This window comes from Vibrio sp. LQ2 (assembly GCF_023920125.1).
Lineage (GTDB): Bacteria > Pseudomonadota > Gammaproteobacteria > Enterobacterales > Vibrionaceae > Vibrio > Vibrio fluvialis.
On sequence record NZ_CP085308.1, the window covers coordinates 3,758,466 to 3,776,551 of the forward strand.

13 protein-coding genes are annotated in these 18,086 nt (G+C 49.5%); 8 read left to right on the forward strand and 5 right to left on the reverse strand.

All coding sequences use genetic code 11. The features are described 5' to 3' along the window. Positions 1 to 8: 8 nt before the first annotated feature. From LGV68_RS17465 to LGV68_RS17475, 3 genes are read left to right on the forward strand one after another with little or no spacing between them, the layout of a single operon-like run. Positions 9 to 1,268, forward strand: a complete 1,260-nt coding sequence (locus LGV68_RS17465; RefSeq protein ID WP_252536778.1) for an ABC transporter substrate-binding protein — start codon at positions 9 to 11, stop codon at positions 1,266 to 1,268. Further along, on the forward strand, positions 1,265 to 3,610 hold the full coding sequence (locus tag LGV68_RS17470; protein ID WP_165880702.1) for an ATP-binding protein: 2,346 nt from the start codon (positions 1,265 to 1,267) through the stop codon (positions 3,608 to 3,610). Before LGV68_RS17465 ends, LGV68_RS17470 begins: the two co-directional genes overlap by 4 nt. Then, positions 3,603 to 4,868, forward strand: a complete 1,266-nt coding sequence (locus tag LGV68_RS17475) for a sigma-54 dependent transcriptional regulator (protein WP_020433148.1) — start codon at positions 3,603 to 3,605, stop codon at positions 4,866 to 4,868. The genes LGV68_RS17470 and LGV68_RS17475 overlap by 8 nt, the downstream gene beginning before the upstream one ends. Here LGV68_RS17475 and LGV68_RS17480 read toward each other — a convergent pair whose 3' ends face one another. Next, positions 4,869 to 5,489 carry a lysoplasmalogenase gene (locus tag LGV68_RS17480; RefSeq protein WP_024375215.1) on the reverse strand — a complete coding sequence of 207 codons (621 nt, stop codon included), beginning with the start codon at positions 5,487 to 5,489 and terminating at the stop codon, positions 4,869 to 4,871. It lies immediately after the preceding gene. 103 nt (positions 5,490 to 5,592) lie between these two features. Continuing rightward, a complete protein-coding gene (locus tag LGV68_RS17485; protein WP_032082577.1) occupies positions 5,593 to 6,741 on the reverse strand; it encodes an iron-containing alcohol dehydrogenase in 1,149 nt (382 codons plus the stop codon). Positions 6,742 to 6,945: 204 nt separating this feature from the next. Between LGV68_RS17485 and LGV68_RS17490 the strand changes: the two genes are divergently transcribed. The 3 genes from LGV68_RS17490 to LGV68_RS17500 all read left to right on the forward strand — a co-directional run bounded on the left by LGV68_RS17490 (position 6,946) and on the right by LGV68_RS17500 (position 12,532). After that, positions 6,946 to 7,833, forward strand: coding sequence for an AraC family transcriptional regulator (locus LGV68_RS17490; protein WP_252535742.1), 888 nt, complete (start codon positions 6,946 to 6,948; stop codon positions 7,831 to 7,833). Between the two features lie 351 nt (positions 7,834 to 8,184). Then, on the forward strand, positions 8,185 to 11,331 hold the full coding sequence (locus tag LGV68_RS17495; protein ID WP_222750349.1) for a glycosyl hydrolase family 18 protein: 3,147 nt from the start codon (positions 8,185 to 8,187) through the stop codon (positions 11,329 to 11,331). Positions 11,332 to 11,563: 232 nt separating this feature from the next. Further along, positions 11,564 to 12,532, forward strand: a complete 969-nt coding sequence (locus LGV68_RS17500; protein ID WP_020332444.1) for a homocysteine S-methyltransferase family protein — start codon at positions 11,564 to 11,566, stop codon at positions 12,530 to 12,532. Between the two features lie 45 nt (positions 12,533 to 12,577). Here the strand turns inward: LGV68_RS17500 and glgC are convergent, their stop codons facing one another. From glgC to LGV68_RS17515, 3 genes are all read right to left on the reverse strand, one after another. Then, complete coding sequence (gene glgC / locus LGV68_RS17505) at positions 12,578 to 13,801, reverse strand: glucose-1-phosphate adenylyltransferase (protein ID WP_020433140.1); 1,224 nt, start codon at positions 13,799 to 13,801, stop codon at positions 12,578 to 12,580. Positions 13,802 to 13,964: 163 nt separating this feature from the next. Next, a complete protein-coding gene (locus LGV68_RS17510; protein ID WP_055452351.1) occupies positions 13,965 to 15,842 on the reverse strand; it encodes a sensor domain-containing diguanylate cyclase in 1,878 nt (625 codons plus the stop codon). 264 nt (positions 15,843 to 16,106) lie between these two features. Beyond that, entirely contained in the window at positions 16,107 to 16,538 is a 432-nt protein-coding gene (locus LGV68_RS17515) for a hypothetical protein (RefSeq protein ID WP_252535744.1), read from the reverse strand. Between the two features lie 241 nt (positions 16,539 to 16,779). Here LGV68_RS17515 and LGV68_RS17520 point away from each other — a divergent pair, with 241 nt between their 5' ends. Both LGV68_RS17520 and LGV68_RS17525 read left to right on the forward strand, forming a co-directional pair. After that, positions 16,780 to 17,451, forward strand: a complete 672-nt coding sequence (locus LGV68_RS17520; RefSeq protein WP_252535745.1) for a hypothetical protein — start codon at positions 16,780 to 16,782, stop codon at positions 17,449 to 17,451. A 116-nt stretch (positions 17,452 to 17,567) separates the two neighbouring features. Further along, positions 17,568 to 18,023 carry a hypothetical protein gene (locus LGV68_RS17525; protein ID WP_252535746.1) on the forward strand — a complete coding sequence of 152 codons (456 nt, stop codon included), beginning with the start codon at positions 17,568 to 17,570 and terminating at the stop codon, positions 18,021 to 18,023. Positions 18,024 to 18,086 lie beyond the last annotated feature (63 nt).

Here is an 18,086-nt window from a genome sequence, read left to right on the forward strand (position 1 = left end):
GCCATGTGATGGTGCTGAGCTCGCTTATGAGTTCATTGGCGGTGGGCAGTGAACGTGAATTGGTGATCCTGACCACCTTTTCGCGCGAACCTTTGTTGCCCTTAATAGACGAATTTACCCGCCAATATGAAGGTGTTGATATTCAGATTGTTCACCGCCGGGCGCAATCGAGCGTGCAATTGCTCAATAAGAGCTACATCAACAATATTGACTTGGTGCTGAGCTCCTCGCCTTACCTGATGCAGCAGTTGGCGGAAAGTGGCCGGCTGGCAATCCTGCCCGATCGTTTTCAGACGCCGGACTGGCTGCATCCGTTTGTGCTGCCGCCGACCAATAAAGTCGTCACCATTGGTTACTCCGGCGCGGGTGTGACCTGGAACAAAGACTATCTGACCGCTCATCATCTGCCGACGCCAAAGACGTTCACGGATTTAGCCAACCCGGTGTTTTTTGGCCACGTCACGATGAGCACGCCAGCGCGCTCGGGTACCACGCAACTGATGGTAGAAAGCGTACTGAAAAAATATGGCTGGGAAGCTGGCTGGCGTTTACTGATGAATGTTGGTGCCAACCTGGGAACTGTCTCCTCCCGCAGTTTTGGCGTCAGTGATTATATCGCGCGCGGCCAATTTGGTGCCGGGCCGACTATTGACAGTTACGCATTGATCCTCGAGCGCAAGTTTCCGCACGTCAGTTTCGCCTATGATGATGCGTTTACTCTGATGCCGACTTATGTCGCTCAGGTCAGCCAAAAGCAAAACGATGTCTACGCCAAGGCCTTTATTGATCTTTTGATGTCAAAAGGGGTGCAGGCCAACATGGACGCCAATGATTTCTCCAAACATGGCGTCAATGATGATTCGCTGTTCAGTGACAGTTTCACTCGCCTGTCGATGGCGACGATGATGCGCCGTGAAGAGTGCATGAACCTGCTGTTTGATCTGGCTATCACCAAACGTCTGCCTGCGCTGAAAGATACCTGGCTGATGATCATCAATGCGCGCGAGCAGTTTAAAAGTAAGCCGGAAGTATTAGCGCGTTTGCAGCAGATAGAGCGCAGCCTGTTTTCTGTTCCTATTACGGAATCGGCGTTGGATGGCGTCATCAATAGTATTTATCCGCTGGCCGATGAACAGGATACCGAATTGCAGGCGAACAAAGCTATGTTGCTGGCCAAGCTGAGTCACGAATGGAAAAAACAGTTGGAAGTCTCGCTCAACCGGGCCAATGCTGACATCAAACAGCTGCTGAGAGAATCGGGCCAATGAGTTTACCCAAGTCTCACACGATTGGCGCTCGTTTATTGCTGGCCTTCGGTGCCAGTACCTTGGTGGTGATTGCTGTCTGTCTGGTTGCCTGGTTCAACTGGAACAAACTGGAATCGCAGGTCAGTGAAGTGCTGCAAAAAAGTGTGCCGAAGTTCAACGCCAGTTATGTGCTCGAAAGTCGCAGCTCTGAAATTCGCCGTCGGATACAAATTATCGGCAGTGCCACCAATAAGGTAGTTCTGGATTCTCAGACAGAGCGGCTACAACAAGATTTTCTGGTCATGGATCAGGTGTGGAATACGCTCGCGAATGACAGTGAGGTGCAAACGTTGCGCGTTGGCTATCAACGCTTACGCACCTTTACCGAACGCTACAGCGAGTTAGTCTCGCTGCGTATTGATGTTCAACGCCAGATCGATATGTTGATCGAGCAACTGCAATGGACGCATCAGGACATCAACTGGGAGCTGACGCCACTGCGTCAGGAACTGCAATGGCAACTGGAACGAGGCGACGCAGGGGAAATGTCTGGTGCGTTGCTGGCTAAAATCAATTTGATCCAATCACTGCTGGATAGTGAAGCGCAGATTTACACCTTCTCTCGCGAACTGATGTTGGCCAGCCATCAGACTCAGGTTGAAAACGGGATGAAGGTTTTGCAATACCGACTGGAAGAGCTGCAGACCGCCAGTCAGCCTATTTTCGAGATCCCAGCTTCGATTGCTTACCAGCAGATGCTGGGTGAGCTGGCGGAGCTATTGGTCATTGATGGTCCTTTTCATCGGGGAATCAGCCAAATGGTGCGGTTGAACAATGAACTTGATGACCTGATGCAGAACATTCAGCAGCAGCTTTCCGTTCAGCACGCGGAAATCGCCAAACTGGTCGAGTTGGCGGACAATACATTCACCGATGTGCAGAACGACACCACACAGATGATCCGCGAAGGGAACCGCGTGCTCTTAGCCTGCTTTGGTGTTTCGATCTGTCTGAGTCTGATTCTGGCGTATTACTTTGTGAAACGACGCATTGTGGCTCGGCTGGCCAACCTCAGTAATAGCCTGGATGCGATCATTCACAATGACTTGTCGCACCCTATTGTGGTGGATGGCAAAGATGAAATCGGCAAGCTCAGCAAACAGTTGATTGAGTACGGGCGCAAAGTGGAAGAGATGGAGCGCACTAATGCACTGAGCCTTATCAACAATACTCAGGCGAGTCTGATCACCTGCAATCTGCAAGGTGTGATCGAATCGGCTAACCCAAGTGCTCAAGCCACGCTGAAGCTGGAAGTGGGTAAGCTGCAACAAACACTGTGGCGCTGTTTTCCAGAAAAATTGCGAGCCTCGATCGAAGCTCTGTTTGCTCCCAATGATGACCTGATTAGAAAAGGGGCGCAAAGCGTGACTCTGTCGTTAGGCTGCGAAGAGAAACCGCATTACCTGCGGCTTTACCTGCGCAAGTTCAATCAGGGCCTGAGCGACAAGATCATTGTAACCATTACCGACGTAACGGATCAGGAACACGCCAATCGGCTGCTTGAAGAACGGGTGCGGGAGAAAACCCGTGACCTGATCGATAAAAACGAGCAGTTGCAGGCTGAAGTGGAAGAGCGTGAACGTGCTGAAGCGTACTTGAAACGCACGCAGAACGAACTGATTCAGGCCGCAAAGATGGCGGTAGTCGGACAAACCATGACCAGCCTTGCACATGAACTTAATCAGCCTCTGAGTGCGATGTCGACCTACCTTTTTACCGCGCGTTTGGCGCTGGAACAGGCAGAACATTCGCAAATAGCCATGAGTCTCGATCAGGTTGAAAGTCTCACTGAGCGAATGGGAAAAATCGTCAATAGCCTGCGTAACTTTGCCCGCAAGAGCCGGGTCGACGAACCGCTGCAAGCGCTCAGTCTGCAACTCGTCGTGGAGCAGGCCTTAACTCTGGTGCAGGCCAAAGCGAAGCGCCAGCAAGTGGCGCTGAGTTCAGAACTTGCGCCGGATCTTCGCGTGATGGGGGATGCGCTCGGATTGGAGCAGGTGTTGATTAACTTACTGGTCAATGGTTGTGATGCCGTCAGCAATAGCGAGGTCAAACGAGTCACCTTAAGTCAGATTGGCAGTGATGATCACTGGCATCGTATTGCGGTTGAAGACTCCGGAGCCGGCTTTGCTCATGACGTCGTCGGACAACTGTTTACACCGTTCACCTCAACCAAAGAGGTGGGCTTGGGCTTGGGGCTGAGTATTTGTCAGTCCCTGATTGAAAAAATGAATGGCAATATTTACCTGGCGTCGACGTTAGACAAAGGGGCAATGGTGGTTTTGGAGCTCGCGCATGACTAAAAGTACGGTGTTATTGATTGATGATGATCAGGATGTGCTCGATTCCTATCAGCACCTGATGGCGATTTCCGGGCTGACTTCAAAAGCGCATTTAGATCCTGTTGAGGCTCTGACTCAGCTCTCTGAAGACTGGAATGGCGTGGTGCTGCTGGATATGTACATGCCGACGATGCATGGTATGGACGTGTTGAAAGCCATTAAGCAGATCGATGAGCGGATCCCGGTGATTGTCGTGACCGGACATGGCGATATCCCTATGGCGGTGGAAGCGGTGAAGCTTGGCGCGTGTGACTTTCTCGAAAAGCCGATTAATCCACCTGTATTGCTGACGCTGGTGAAGCAGCATATTGAGCAGCGCAGGCATTACATCGAGCAAAAGATCTCTTTGGTCCGTACCGTGAAACGTGAACTGGTCGGCAAATCCGCCCAGATCGAGCGTATTCGCTCGCATGTGACGCAGTATGCGATGTTGGACAATCACATCGCTATTTGTGGTGAATCCGGCGTAGGGCGTCATACGATTGCCTATCTGGTGCACCAACTTACTTCTGCTGCGCACAGCAAACCTTTGATTGAACTGGCCGTGACGGCAGAGACCAGCACCGAACAACTCGATGATAAAGTTAAACAGGCGCAAGGTGGCACGCTGGTTTTGGATAACGTGGAACAGCTCTCTGAAACGATGCAGCGTCATTTGAGCCGCATTTTGCTGCATCAGGAACGAATGAGCATGCCGAAAGTTCGGGTGATAACTATTATCGGGCCGGATCCGGAGCAATTGATTGCAGAGGATCGGTTACTGCCGGAGCTCTATTATCTGCTGAATCAAGGCACGATTGACGTGCCGTTGCTGCGTCATCGTCCGGATGATATTGCTGCGTTATTCCATTATTTCCTCAAACAAAGCTGTCATAAGCTTGGTAAATCAATGCCTTCGGTTGACAGCAGTTATCTGGCGCTGCTGCGTGCACATCAATGGCCGGGAAATGTTCGAGAGCTGCGCAACGTTGCGGAGTTGTATGCCATCGGCATCGTTAAACTGACGGGTAAAGAGCGAATTTACAATCAAGTGGAGATGACCTCTCCGCTTGATGAACTGGTGGATGATTATGAGAAGCAGATTATCGAAGATGCGTTGTTTCTCTATTCGGGGCGCGTAGCGGATGCGGCCAATTACTTGCAAATCCCGCGTAAGAAACTCTACCTGCGCATGAAAAAACACGGTCTGGAAAAAGAAGAGTTCAAATCAAAAGGCTGATCAGGAATCGAGTACCGACAGCGTGAGTAGCGCCTGTGCTGTGTAGTAGGTGAACATCACGACATGGCGCGAGAACTTGGACGACGAGCGGAAACGATCGATAGCCAGCACCAGATCCGACACCATAAAGATACAGGCGCCGGTGAATGCCAGCCGGGCGGAACTGCTGTTGTAACTGAGCCAGTATTCTGCGGTGGCAGAGCCCATCGCAACAATAATCAGAATGTAAATGGCAACGGGCAACGTCATGGTGCCTAGGTTAGGCAGGAGCAGTAAAAAGGCCAGAATCCCGAGAGCCAGGATCATGACGGGTATCCACCAGGATATGGTGTTCACCATGCCAATAAAACCAAGAACATAGCAGATGTGGGCAAGCAGGAAGCTGCTCAGGCCGCTGATAAATTTATCTTTGGGAAGAGAAAGCAGTACATCGCCAATGGCGGAGAGAATCAAACCACTGAATATCCAGAATGCAAGGTTGGCATCCACCGTCGGATTGAGCGTAATCAGAGCCGCCATCAATAAAACGGGTAGGGGCTTTGAGCCATAAAATAGCCAACGCGGCCCGCGTTCTATGGTGAACAGGTGAATGCTAGACAGCAGCAGGATGGTTGGCCACATGTGATTTCCCAAAAATAAAGGCAGCGCGAATGCGCTGCCAAATATTAACAGGAATACTAGGGTTATAGTAGGCCTTTAACTTATTGTTAGCTTTGTCAGAGACTTACACTAAAGCACTGGAAAGGATTTCACGTGATTCTTTGAGTGTGATCGCGTGGTTTTCGCCCAGTTTCAGCATGCCGTGACTTTCCAATTGAGCGATGACCGCGTCAACCGCTTCAGTGTGAGACAAGCCGTGGTCGGCAAACTGAGTCGCTACATTCAGCTCATGATAGAAGGCTTCAATCGCATCGATGGTGCGTTCAGCGAGATCCGCCGTCTGCTCCAGACCAAATACGTTTTTACCCATCTGCTCCAGTTTTGCACGTTTCGCTTCAATCTGATTACGCAGTAAAGAAGGTTGAACGATAGCCAGAGAACGAGCGTGGTCCACATGCCACAGTGCTGTCAGTTCATGACCAATCATGTGAGTTGCCCAGTCTTGTGGCACCCCAGTACCAATCAGACCGTTAAGCGCTTGGTTGGCAGTCCACATCAGGTTTGCGCGCCATGAATCGTTGTCACGACCTGCAAAGTTACGGCCCAGCACTAGCAGATTTTTCAGCAACGTTTCCGCGTAACCGTCTTGAACCATCGCATCAGCTGGCAGAGTGATGTACTGCTCGCATACGTGTACCCAAGCGTCAACGATACCGTTAATCAGTTGGCGTTCTGGCAAAGTTTTCATCACATCCGGGTCCATTACCGCAAATGTTGGCTGCACGAATTTAGACATAAATGCCAGTTTGTCTTGCGTTTCCGCTTTGGTGATTACAGCACCTGAGTTCGATTCCGAACCGGTTGCTGGCAGAGTCAGGATCGCACCGATTGATGTAGCGTCTGACACAGCGTGTTTGCCGGTAAGAATATCCCAACCGTCACCGTTGTATTTGGCAGCTGCTGCAACGTATTTAGAACCATCAATCACTGAACCACCGCCAACGGCCAGAATGTAGTCGATACCTTGTTCTTTGACGATCGCGACGGCTTTATCCAGCGTTTCTTTTGTTGGGTTTGGCTCAACGCCTGAAAACTCGACCCAAGTGTGGTCTTTCAGCGCGGCAACCACTTGGTCGTAAACGCCGTTACGTTTGATCGAGCCTCCGCCGTAGATCACCAGAACTTTTTGATTTTGTGGAATTTCGTTCTGAATCTTTGCGATTTGCGCCTGACCAAAATGAATACGTGTAGGGTTAACATAGGTAAATTGCATTGTTCTCACCTCGTGCATCAAAAAAGGGGGAAATTTCCCCCAAAGGCAGTGTTTCCTGATCCACGCGCTACACATGTTCAGGAAGTTACGAAATGCATAATAGTCTTTGATTGTCACTCTTAATAGAGCGATTTCTGCAAATAAATTGCCTATTTCTACAGGATGTGGCAATTTGGCGCGATATTGAATACGGAGTGAACAAGCATGACTGAGTTGGCTGAACTGATGCAACAGTATGTTGAGCGTCAATCATTACATCAATTAGAAGGCATTGCTGAAACCGAGATTCCGGGCGTCTGGTTTTATCGCAGTAGTGCTGGTAATCAGCGTCGTCCGTTTATCTATCAGTCGGGCATCATCATTCTCGGTCAGGGGCAGAAAAACATCCACATCGGACCCAACCCGGTGCAATACGGCCCGAATGACTATCTGGTGGTTGGCGTTCCGATGCCGCTGGAATGCGAGGCGATTGTCGAAGATGGCAAACCCATGTTGGGTTTGAGTATCGATATTGATCATTCGATTCTGCTTAAACAGGTCGACATGTTGGAACAGGCAGGTTTCAAACCGTGCAATCAGGATAAAGAGAATCAGTGTGGCCTGAAATCGGTGCGAATGGGTGAAGAGATGCTCAATACCTGTAAACGATTAATGAATGCTCTCAATGACGGTTTGGAAGCGCAAGTTCTCGGTTCGTCACTGATGGAAGAGATGGTGTATCGTGCGTTGACCAGTTGCGAAGGCCATGTTTTGTTCGACCTGGCCCATCATGAGGGGCATTACGCACGTGTTGCGAAAGCGCTGAGTAAAGTGCACCGCGAATATGATCAGCAGTTAACGGTGCAATTACTGGCGGAAGAGGCCAATATGAGCGTCTCTGCGTTCCATCAGGCATTTCGCGGTGTGACGATGGAATCGCCTTTGCAGTACCTGAAAAAAGTTCGCTTGAATAAAGCGAAAGAGTTGATTCAGGTTGAAGGTAAACGGGTGAACGATGCGGCGCGTTTAGTTGGTTACACCAGTCCGTCGCAGTTCAGCCGCGAATATAAACGTCATTTTAATGAAACACCACGAGGTGCCAAAGCGGCTTAAAAGGGGAAGTGTATCTGCGAATGTTTACTCTTTTCTAACATTTGCATCGCGGCCATACTCGCTCTACCCCTATAGAGCATTCGATGTGCTCCTGATTGAGATGCCCGTATTTATCGTTAGATACGGGCTTTTTTTGTTTCCATGAATACCAAAAATTTAGTTGTTGCTGCAAATTAACACTGTGACATTTGTGTGATTTGGCGTTCTGTTTGCGAGTGATTTTGAAGTTTTGCACTTTACTCGGTGCCAAATTCGCCAACTCACCTAAAGTTGTTTTACGAAAAAATTAAAGTTTTCAGAGTAAGGACTGAAAGCTTTATTCCCGTGAAACAATAACTTAAGGAAATGAAAATGCGCTTAGATCGAGCTAAGGTGACGAAGAGTATCTTTACTCTCAGCACTTTGACGGCTTCGTGCCTGATGGCGTTCAACAGCTATGCAGCGGTGGATTGTTCTTCGCTAAATGAGTGGCAAGCTGGCACCATTTACAATGGCGGTGATCAGGTTCAATACAAGGGTTCAGCTTATCAGGCCAATTACTGGACTCAAAACCAAGACCCGGAGCAATTCTCGGGCGATTACGCACAGTGGAAACTTCTCGACACTTGTACGACTGGCGGCGGCAGCGAAAACCAAGCGCCATCGGCAACGTTAACTTCTCCTTCGGCAACAGATGCGCTGACGGTGGGTGATGCGGTCACGCTGGCTGCGAATGCAGCAGACAGCGATGGCACTGTCGCCAACGTAGATTTTCTGGTGGACGGCGTTGTAGTCGGTCAGGCAACGTCAGCACCTTACAGCGTTGTTTGGACAGCGGTTACAGGCAGTCATCAAATCAGCGCCATTGCGTATGATGATAAAGGTCTGGCGAGCGTTGCGAGCCAAGTGACGGTATCGGTCAGTGACAGTACACAACCGGGTAATGAAGCGCCGAGTGTGAGCCTGGCCTTGTCTGCGACGAGCGTCGATGTCGGCGGCGTAGTGACCTTAACCGCTAATGCGGCCGATGCTGATGGCACGGTAGATAAAGTTGATTTCTATGTGGCCGGCACGCTGGTTGGCACCGCCGCCACTGCGCCTTACACACTCGACTACACAACGACCAAATCCGGCTCACTGGCAGTCTTTGCACGCGCAACAGACAACCTGGGCGCGACAACTGACTCGGCGCTAAGCACTCTGAGCGTGGCGGCAGGGCCTGTGGTGAGTAATTGTCGTCCGGATGGTCTGTATCAAACCGAAGGGGTAAACGTACCTTACTGTACGGTTTACGATGAAGATGGCCGCGAGAAAATGGGCGCGGACCACCCACGCCGTGTCATTGGCTACTTCACCAGTTGGCGTGCCGGAGACGACGATCAAACGGCGTATCTGGTTAAAGATATTCCTTGGGAACAGCTCACACACATTAACTATGCCTTCGTCAGTATCGGTTCAGATGGCAAAGTGAACATCGGGGATGTTAATGATCCGAATAACGCAGCAGTGGGCAAAGAGTGGAATGGTGTTGAGATTGACCCGACACTTGGCTTCAAAGGGCACTTCGGTGCGCTGGCCACATACAAGCAGAAATACGGTGTGAAAACGCTGATTTCGATTGGCGGTTGGGCAGAAACCGGCGGTCATTTTGATAACAGTGGTAACCGTGTTGCGGACGGCGGCTTCTACACCATGACGACCAATGCTGACGGTTCAATCAACCAGCAAGGTATCGAAACATTTGCCAATTCAGCCGTAGAAATGATGCGTAAATATCGTTTTGATGGTCTGGATATCGACTACGAATACCCAACGTCGATGGCTGGCGCGGGTAACCCGGACGACAAAGCTTTCTCTGAATCTCGTCGTGCTTACCTGATGAATTCCTACCACGAATTAATGCGTGTGCTGCGTGAAAAACTGGATGTCGCCAGCTCGCAAGATGGCACGCACTACATGCTGACCATTGCGGCGCCTTCCTCAGCTTACTTACTGCGCGGCATGGAAACCATGGCGGTGACGAAGTACCTCGACTACGTCAACATCATGTCTTATGACTTGCACGGTGCGTGGAACGATCACGTGGGTCACAACGCCGCGCTGTATGACACAGGTAAAGATTCTGAACTGGCACAGTGGAACGTGTACGGCACTGCGCAGTATGGCGGCATTGGTTATCTGAACACCGACTGGGCATTCCACTATTTCCGTGGTTCGATGCCTGCGGGACGTATCAACATCGGTGTTCCGTACTATACCCGTGGCTGGCAAGGCGTAACGGGTGGTGACAATGGCTTATGGGGGCGTGCAGCGCTGCCTAATCAGAGCGACTGTCCGGCTGGAACTGGTGAAGGTGAGAAGAACAACTGCGGTTACGGTGCAACAGGCCTGGATAACATGTGGCATGACGTTAACGCCGCTGGCGATGAAATGGGCGCGGGTTCTAACCCAATGTGGCATGCGAAGAACCTGGAGCATGGTATTTGGGGTTCTTACCTGGCCGCCTATGGTCTGGATCCGGCAACGGCTCCGCTGGTGGGCACCTATGCGCGTCATTACGATAACGTAGCGGTAGCGCCTTGGCTGTGGAATGCGGAGAAGAAAGTCTTCCTTTCAACTGAAGACAAGCAGTCTATCGATGTCAAAGCGGATTACGTTATCGATAAAGAGATCGGCGGCATCATGTTCTGGGAACTGGCGGGCGATTACAACTGTTACGTGTTGGACGCGAATGGTCAGCGCACCAGTGTGGATGCCTCTGAGCAGGCGTGTGCAAGCGGTCAGGGTGAATACCACATGGGTAACACGATGACCAAAGCCATCTACGACAAGTTCAAAGTGGCGACGCCATACGGTAACAAAGTCGCGACTGGCGCGATCCCTACTGAAACCGTGGACATCACTGTTTCGATTGCTGGCTTTAAAGTGGGTGATCAGAACTATCCAATCAACCCGAAAATTACCTTCACCAACAACAGCGGTGTGGAGATCCCAGGAGGTACAGAGTTCCAGTTTGATATCCCGGTTTCTTCGCCAGACAACGCCAAAGATCAATCAGGAGCGGGTCTGAGTGTGATTGCTTCAGGCCATACTCGCGCTGACAATATCGGTGGTCTGGATGGTACGATGCACCGCGTTGCGTTCTCTCTGCCAGCGTGGAAAACACTGCCAGCAGGCGATAGCTATGAGTTGGATATGGTGTATTACCTGCCAATCTCCGGCCCAGCTAACTACAGCGTGAAGATCAACGGCGTGGACTACGCATTCAAGTTTGAGCAGCCTGAGCTACCTGTTGCTGATTTGTCTGCGGGTAACGGCGGTAACACTGGCGGTGGTGATACGGGTGGTGGTACGACTCAACCGGGTGATGTAGTTGAGTGGGTTCCGGGATCAACACAAGTCAGCAATGGCACAACAGTTAGCTATAGCGGTAAATGCTTTATCGCGAAAAACAGCCCGGGTGTGTGGGAAAGCCCAACACAAACCAACTGGTTCTGGGAAGAGGTCACCTGTCCTTAATGGGTAGATGAGTCCATGAAAACCGCCTTTCGAGGCGGTTTTTTTATTTTTCTATCTGAAAACTGCGAAAGAATGACTTATGTTGACTATATTGTCATTTAAGGGCGGTGGTAAGTCTACTGCCAGCCTCAGTGTGAACAGAAAATCCCAACAAGAAGTTGCCGCTTAGCAACCGAGTGGTTCGGTTCGTCGCACCACAAACACCCCGTAAAGCGTTTTACAAGGAGGGGGTATGGCGAAATATCGACAAGCGTTGCCGCAGCTGCAACACAGTTTCTTTATGACGGATGGTGGCCTTGAAACCACGCTTATCTATCTCGACAATTGTGAACTTCCGTATTTCGCGGCGTTCCTGTTGTTCCAGTCTGAAGAGGGAGAAGAGGCGCTGCGGCGCTACTTCAAGTCTTATGCAGAACTTGCTCGCAAACACGAAATTGGTTTGATCCTGGAAACCGCTACCTGGCGTTCCAATCCATACTGGGGCGGAATTCTGGGGTACAGCCTGGCAGAGCTGGAAGAAGAGAATCGTAAGGCCGTCAGTTTGCTGCTGGATGTGCGTCAGGAATATGAGTCATCACATACACCAGTGGTCATCAGTGGTTGCATTGGTCCACGAGGGGACGGCTATGTCGCCGAAGAGCGAATGTCTGACGAGGAAGCTGAGGATTACCACGAATTTCAGATCCATACGTTTGCGGAAACGGCGGCGGATATGGTCACCGCATTGACGCTGACCTACGCTGATGAAGCGATCGGCATAGTACGCGCAGCCAAACGCATGCACATACCGGTTGTCATTTCATTCACCGTCGAAACGGACGGGCGTCTCCCATCGGGTCAATTACTCTCAGCGGCGATTCAACAGGTCGACCTGGAGACCCAATTCTATCCGGCTTATTACATGATTAATTGCGCCCATCCGCAGCATTTTATCGCTGCGGTCAGCACCGACGATCTTTGGGTCAGGCGAATTCATGGTGTTCGTGCCAATGCCTCCAAACTGAGTCATTCTGAACTCAATGAATGTGAAGAACTGGATGATGGCGATCCGGTAGAGCTGAGCGAGGATTACAGTCGGCTGCTAGGTAAGCAGCTGACCAACGTTAATATTGTCGGTGGATGTTGTGGGACCGATCAACGGCACGTTGATCATATTGTGTCGGCGTGTCTGCCAGTATTTCTGCGTAGAGCTAGCTCATGAATGACTAAGCCTTAACACACGCTGTTAAGGCTTAGATGAGGTCAGTTATTGTTTCTGGAACTGATAGCTTTCCGGAACAACCACAATGCCTTTTTCAGAGATCTGAAAACGCTGTGCATCTTCGATGCGATTGAGGCCGATTTGAGTGTGTGGCGGAATTTTCACGTGTTTATCGATGATGCAGTTCACCAGTTGGCAACCGTCGCCCACTTCAACATCATCAAACAGAATACTGTCGACGATTGTCGCGCCGTCGTTAATGCGTACGCCGGAAGAAACAATCGAGTGCTGCACCGAGCCACCGGAGTTAATCACGCCATTGGAAATGATCGAGTTAATGAAAATACCTTCGTTTCCTGTCGCAGATGACACGGTGCGTGCAGGGGGGAGCTGTGGCTCGTAAGTGCGAATAGCCCAGTTTTTCTGGTACAGGTTCATCGGTGGTACGGGTTCCAGCAGGTCCATGTTCGCTTCATAGAAAGAATCGATGGTGCCAACATCGCGCCAGTAACAGTCTTTGGCTACACGACCTTTATCGTTGCCGAATTGATACGCGTAAACGCTGCGTGTCGGAATCAGTTTAGGAATGATGTCTTTACCGAAATCATGACTGGAACAGCTGTTTTCTGAATCTTCGTTCAGTGCCTGCTGCAGAGTATCCATGTTGAAAATATAGATACCCATAGAAGCGAGGCTACGGTCAGGTTGTGAAGGCATTGATGGGGGATCGCTCGGCTTCTCAACAAATGACGTAATACGGTGTTCATCATCGATCGCCATGACACCGAACGCTTTGGCTTCTTCTCGCGGCACATCCATACAGGCGATGGTCAGTGTGGCACCTTTTTCGATGTGTTCTTCAAGCATGGCAGCGTAATCCATCCGATAGATATGGTCACCAGAAAGAACAACAACGTGTTTGGCGTCGCTGCGTGAAAGCAGCCACATATTATGGAACAACGCATCTGCGGTTCCTTCGTACCATTTACCACCTTTACGCATTTGTGGGGGGACCACAGTGATGAACTCGCCCAATTCGGGGTTGAAAATGGACCATCCATCGCGCAGGTGTTTCTGCAATGAGTGCGATTTGTATTGTGTCAGCACCAGAATTCGGCGTAAGCCGGAGTGAAGACAGTTAGTGAGGGTAAAATCGATGATCCGGTATTTGCCGCCAAACGGTACCGCTGGCTTAGCTCGGTCATCGGTGAGGGGGGAAAGTCGTGAGCCCATACCGCCGGCCAAAACGACTGCTAAGGTATCTTGCATCTTTTACTCCCTAATTATGTGCAATTCATAACCACTTTAGAGAGTAGTACAAGTTTCACGCCACAATTGGAAAGTCCGTCAAATATAGCGGTATATTAGTTAAGTTGTCGCTAATGCACTTAAATGGCGCAAAAACAGCGCAAAATTTGCACCTAATTAGTGCTTAAGCGAACTGTTCCATTTCCGTGCTGGTCAGTATCGAAATGACGTTGCGGCCGCACTCTTTGGACTCATACAGCGCCATGTCAGCACGCTGATACACTTCTTCCGGAATCTCTGTAATATCAGTGACTCCGCCGCTGATTGATAATGATTCTTGATGCAGATTAAACACCGCTAAGCGCAGGCGATTGAGTACCGCTTCAGCTTCTTCAATCGGCGTATGAGGGAGGATGATGGCAAATTCTTCGCCACCAATTCGTGCAAGGAAATCCGATTCACGCAGTTCATTGCGCAAACATTGGGCAACTTCAACAATCGTTTTATCCCCTTTTGCGTGCCCGAACTTATCGTTGATACGTTTAAAGTGGTCAATATCAATGATTGCCAGACAAGACTGCTCATGGGCGGGGTAGCGTTTCACCCGAACACACTCGGAACGGAACTCCTGATCAAATTTTCGTCGGTTCCAGATGTTGGTCAGGCCGTCTTTCTCACTCTGATCGCGAAGCTGATCTTCAAGCTGCTTTCGCTCGGTAATATCAACAAAGGAGGCAACATAAAACTGAATCACCTCTTCGTCGTCCAGAATGGTCTGGATACGCAGGATTTCAGTTTGCATTGAACCATCTTTACGCTTGTTCACCACTTCACCTTCCCAGAATCCATCTTCTTGCAGGGCTTTCCACATTTCCAGATAGAACTGGGGATCATGTTTACCCGACGCAAACATTGACGGCTGGTGGCCTTCTACCTCTTCGAATGAATAGCCACTCAGACGTGTGAACTCGTTGTTGACTTTGATGATGCGATTTTGTTTATCGGTAATGATCACCGCTGACATACCGTTCATTGCCGCGCGAGCCAGTTTACTCTCAATGCTGTTTTTCTGGTGGTTGTTGTTCCAAAGCACGAATATCGAGGCAATCAGGCTGATTAACGCAAACAGCGCGAACATCTGCACCGTTAAGGTGTTCTTATTGATGCGCACAAATTGGCGAATCTCGCTGCTTTCGACTTTATCCAGAAGCACCACCGTAGGCATGTTCGACAGAGCGGTATTAAGCGAAACCTTCACGAAACTGTACCACTGACCGTGGTCTGAAACGGTGCCTTGATCGTGTGACATCAGCGTTGCCCACAGTGTTGGGTATTGCTGTGCGACATTGGTATAGGGTTGCTCTGCGTCAGTCTTACGTTGGCTCATTAAAACATCGCCACTCAGGTTAAGGATATCCGGTAGCGGTTCCGTGTTGCTGCTGCCTGCGATTTGTTGATAGATGTAGGTCAGGTTGATATTAGCGACAAAATAGCCCTGGCGCTGTCCATCCAGCTCTATCGGGGCGACAAAATGCAGTGATGGTTTTATCGGAGTCATCTGCTGGCCAGTTGACTGCATACCAAATACGCCAATTTGACCCGTCTTAAGGCTTTGGCCATAAAGGAAGTAATCTTGTTTCGCGCGGTTTTGCAGATAAGAACCGTTCAGTATCTGCGCCTGGCCATCTTCATAGTCAACGCGTATTTGTTCTTGCCCATGAGTATCAATGAAACGTAAACAGGAGTAGAAACCTTGAGCGCGGGCAACCAGCAACCAGAAATCTTCAACGCTGGCGACGTTAAGTAGGGAAGGCTGACGCACGGCCTGATGAAAAATGCCGTTGTTGATCAGCGTGGATATCGATTTGTATGATTCGTTCAGCGATGAGACCAGCTCGTGCTTGCTAAATTCCAGCTTGACCCGATGTTTCTGCTCGATGAGGGCGATCGCGCGTTCATCCAACTTTTTGAACTCTTGGATAAAGTAAAGAGAAGGAACGAACCCAATGACAAACAGCACGATCAGAAATTGGCTGAAAGATTTAGCAAATGAAGAAGACATGGCGGTTTAATCAAATAATCAGGCGCACAGTATATCGCTTGTAAATGAGATTTCGCTTCCAATTTTTCCAGATCGTGGCTTAGCTCAAACTTAAATGGTCACTTTTTGACATATCTACCCGATGCATATGCGAGCGCGAATTATTCTCACGAATAATAGGGTCATTATCGGACAAATGAAGATCAATTTACAATGTAAAGCAGAGGGACCAATTGGTGCGAAGACGCTTTGTTTTGGGCATGTTTCCGCGGACTGAAAAGAGACCTACGGTTTCTCTTCCGCAGTTTGCATGACCTCGGTCAGCGTCACCACTTCAAATTCGTAATAATGGCGCATGGTAACCAGATATTGGCGCAGATTAATGATTTCGATATTGAGCTCTTTATTGGCTTTTAAATAGAGTTCAGTGGCGAAAAAGTTGCTCATTAATCCTTCCTGTTTGCAATCTTCTCCGATGGCGTACCATTTATCCCACTGTTTCTGAATATAGGGCGGCGTGTTGTCTAACAATGCGAGCAAATTATCGATATCTCGTGTGGCCTTCTCCGCACTTTCCAACTGCATGGTTAACGTTGTTTGAAAATCGTTGTTATTGTTGCGCCACAAATAGTCGAGCTCGGGGCGGGAAAACTCCTGATGGAGAAAAATCGCTTGTTTGAAATTAGGCAGCCAACTGTTGTATTGAGAAGCGAGCAAGTTGTACCTATGGTCTAAAATCTGTTGAGAAGTGAGGGCTTTATTCCAATCTTTTTCATTGCACAGATTAGCGTGACTTTGTGAAGGTAAAGTCATGCCAACTATGGCCGTTAATAGAAATAAGCTCGCTCGTGTACCTGTCATCGTTTGAGACCATTAATGAGTCTAGCTTTAGTATAGGAAAGGATAAGTGAGCGCCATGCCTCATTTTTGTGTCTGAGATAACGGAGCAACAACATCAATGAAAAAACTAGTGATGATCGTGATTCTGCTATTAGGTCTGGGTGGTGCAGGGGCTGGCTATTATCTTTTCTACTATCAGCCGCAGCAGGCCGCAAAAAATGCTGCTAACGAGCAAACTGACGAAGCGGCAAGTGAAGACGTGTCGGAGGGGGCGACAACTAAAGCTGTCGTGAAAAAGCCTGAAGTTTGGGATTACTACGTCGACCTTCCAAAACTCGGCATTCGCGAAGCGCCGAGCGAAGAAGCGTTTGTTGAACGTTTAATGTATCGCGGCGACAAAGTGCACCTGTACGAGAAGAAAGACGGCTGGGGCCGAATCACCCAATATTTCGTGTATCAGGAAGGCGGGCCGGAAGTGGCAGAGTGGGTACCGTTATCCGGGCTGGTGGAGCAACCGCCGGTCATCACTCTGGACGAACGCAAGAAAACACTTTTAGGTTACATTGAAAAATCCGACGATCTACTTCAATTTGAAACCGTATTTGTCCAGAAGACCGATGAGTTGTTGAAAGAAGGAACGTGTTCTCCGGACGACTTTGAAGAACTGGGCGGATGGGTACGTTCGGTGAAATATCAGGATCGTGATGTGTACTTCGTCTATTGCGGTGGTATGAAACAAGCCAATAAAATCTATCTCAATGTGCAGACTGGCGAGATATTTTATCGTTAGTGTTCGTCAATCCAGTTCAATATCCAGCGATTGGCCAATGAATGCTGTTCAAAATTTTACTTGAGCGAAGTCACACTCAGACATACACTGCCTCTAGTCACTGAAGTAGGCGCTGTATGTCCTGGCATTTAATTCGTATTTTCTGGTTATCGCTGTTTGCGTTGGTATTACCCGCGCAGGCTTTGGCGTGTCTGGAAGAGCAATCGGCCACGACAAATTTATCGGCACCACTTTCTGTTGTTCAGACGCTGAATCAACAACCCACAGCAAACGAACACAAGCCTGTTCAGTCGACGCCAGCGACTCAATCTCACTATGCTGGCTCTGGCCTGGCTATCCTCAATTCTGTTCGCTGGAACATCAGTGAGCGCTACAGTTTCAGCGATGGCGATCCGGATGTTCTCGATACCGTTCCGCCGTTTTATCCGATCATTGATACCAGTCTGGTTTTGCGTTTTCTCCAACGCTCGACGCCAGCAGCCTATCAGGAATTTCATCCGTCCTACCGTCTTTCCGGTTGGAAAGAAACGAATGCCATGTATGTGGCATTAAACAGCCAGTACTTCATCTGATACTCCCCAACTGTTAGGTGACATTGTCATATTTCTTGTTTTTTGACTCGGCATATGCTGAGG